The sequence below is a fragment of the Cellulomonas sp. genome, from assembly GCF_017744555.1.
Classification (GTDB): Bacteria; Actinomycetota; Actinomycetes; order Actinomycetales; family Cellulomonadaceae; genus Cellulomonas.
The window spans coordinates 1-2,153 of sequence record NZ_JAGIBD010000084.1 but is presented as its reverse complement, the minus strand read 5'-3'; the positions used below and the strand labels follow the sequence as shown (position 1 = coordinate 2,153).

Annotated in this window: 4 protein-coding genes; all 4 read right to left on the bottom strand. The window is 73.7% G+C overall.

Going from position 1 to position 2,153, the window contains the following annotated elements; all coding sequences use genetic code 11:
* Positions 1-356: hypothetical protein (locus J7523_RS20150; protein ID WP_291890546.1), on the bottom strand; the 356-nt coding region annotated here is incomplete at its 3' end.
* On the bottom strand, positions 353-670 hold the full coding sequence (locus J7523_RS20145; RefSeq protein WP_291890544.1) for a hypothetical protein: 318 nt from the start codon (positions 668-670) through the stop codon (positions 353-355). The genes J7523_RS20150 and J7523_RS20145, both read right to left, overlap by 4 nt.
* Positions 667-1,191 carry a hypothetical protein gene (locus tag J7523_RS20140; protein ID WP_291890542.1) on the bottom strand — a complete coding sequence of 175 codons (525 nt, stop codon included), beginning with the start codon at positions 1,189-1,191 and terminating at the stop codon, positions 667-669. Before J7523_RS20140 ends, J7523_RS20145 begins: the two co-directional genes overlap by 4 nt.
* Positions 1,188-1,778 carry a hypothetical protein gene (locus J7523_RS20135; protein WP_087509270.1) on the bottom strand — a complete coding sequence of 197 codons (591 nt, stop codon included), beginning with the start codon at positions 1,776-1,778 and terminating at the stop codon, positions 1,188-1,190. The genes J7523_RS20140 and J7523_RS20135 overlap by 4 nt, the downstream gene beginning before the upstream one ends.
* Between the last annotated feature and the right edge of the window lie 375 nt (positions 1,779-2,153).

Sequence of the window (2,153 nt, the reverse complement as noted above, 5' to 3'; positions counted from 1 at the left end):
CGCCAGAGCTCGACCCCCGTGCCCGACCATGCCAGCGTGAGCCGGGACCCGCCCGACGGGCGCAGCCGCTCGACGTGCCAGCCCTGGCGCCGCAGCTCACCGGCCAGGCCGGCGTCCGACCACACGGCCCACGTCGACCAGTCGGGTCGGGCTGCCGCGGCGGCGCGACGGCGTGCGGCGTCGCGCCGTGCCCCGAGGGCCACGAACCCGACGACGGCGCCGACCACGAGGACGGAGACGACGATCGTCAGCGGCAGGTCGGAGCTCGGCTGGGTGAGCGTGCGACGCCAGGCCGCGACCGACAGGGCGACGACCCCGACCGCTCCCAGCACGAGTCCCCAGCGGTCGTTCTTCATCGGCCGGCTCCTTGGAGGTGGTGGTCGGGCCGGGGCGTGAGCGGCCACGCGTCCGGGTCGGGGAGGGGCACCTGCACGCGTCGGATGCGCCCGGACTCGACGACGACGCCGCGCCCGGGCGGGAACTCGGAGCGCGCCATGCGGGGGAACGGCGTGCGGAACAGCGGGTCGCCGTCCAGGTGGTCGGGCTGCAGGACCAGGCCGCGGCGACCGTTGCGGACCTCGGCGACGAGCTCGACGACGAACCAGTCCTGGGGGAGCACCATCGCGATGCCCGCGTGCGGGATCACGGTGGTGGCGGTGTCGTCGGTCATGGGTCCAGGGGCTCCAGGGGTGCGGCGGTGTCCTCGGTGTCGCCGCAGGTGACGGTGTAGTGGCCGTCGGTGGTGGCGAACCAGCAGGTGGTCGCGGTGCCGTCGGCGAGGGTGACGGGCTGCTCACTGGGCCAGTCCCGCGGAACAACAGGCACGAACGGTGGATTCTGGGTCAAGGTGATGCCGTAGGCGTCCTCGATCTCCGCGACGGTCGTGACGACCGTGGCGTACTCCAGGTCGCCCCACGACCTGATCTGGTGGTCGCGTGCTCGTCGTTGGGCGGTGTCGACGATGACCATCCCCCCGATGAGCGTGACGAAGAGTGCGCAGAGCAGGAGGCTGGTGCGCAGCGAACGGAGGGTCTGCGGGTGCCCGAACTCGACGCGGATGACGCGCACGACGAAGACCGTCGCGACGATCAGGCCGAGCACGCCGAGGGCGATGGCGAACGGCGAGGAGAACGTCATGCGCTCGGGCTCCGGCGGCAGGTCCGGGACGGGGACGACCAGCGGCAGGATCACGCGTCCTCCAGGGTGATGACGAGGTTGTCGGTCACGACGTTGCTCTCGACCCCCAGAGCGGCCACGAGGTCGGGATGCTCTGTCTCGAACTGGCAGAGCACGGTGTCGCTCGTCCCCGGTGGCAGCACGAACCAGTTCAGCTGCGTCGTGATGCGTCGTGAGAAGCGTGGGACCATCTCCACCATCTGCAGGACCGCCGGCCCGACAGCAAGCTCCCCCGTCCCGGCGGCGCAGTCGGTGATCCGCACGCCTCGGGCGCGCGGTGGTTTCCCGGCCCACTCGTGCAGCTCGTCCAACGTCAGGCGCCGGGGCCCGTCCGGGGCCACGGTCCGCACGAGGACGGTGGCCGCTGCCCTGCCGGAGTACGGGTCCGGCAACCAGACGCCGAGCGACCACGTCCCCGCCTGGGTGAGCGCGTGCTGGTCGAGCGCACGCATGCCCGCCGCGGCGGCGCGGGCGGCGACGGGGTCGCTGACTCTCGCCGCGGCCAGCTGCTCGGCCTGGTCCGCGGCCTCCCCGACGGTCCACACGGCCCATTCCTCGGTGGCGGCCCACCCCACGGCGGCGATGCGACGCTCGCGGTTCACAGACGCGACTGGTCCCGTCCTTCGTCCGGCCGGCGGTCTCCCGCGCGACGACTCGTTTCGACGGCGGTGACGGTAGCCAGGGCGGGAGGGTCCCCGTGGGCGTTTTCCACAGGTTCACCCGAGCGCCGGGCCCGCACGGTGCAGCACGCGACGGCACGGCCGTCGGACTTGCACGGACCACGCGGGCGCACCTGGTCGGCGGCGCGCCGGCCGCGTCGGCGGGCGGGGCGAGCGTCAGGCGGTCGCGTCGTCCAGCTGCTCGACCAGCGCGAGGACCTCGCCGGCCGGCCCGCGGACCAGCAGCACGCGCCCGTAGGGCGTGTCCTCGGGGCCGCTGACGACCTCGCCGCCGAGCGACGCGACCAGGGGCGCGAT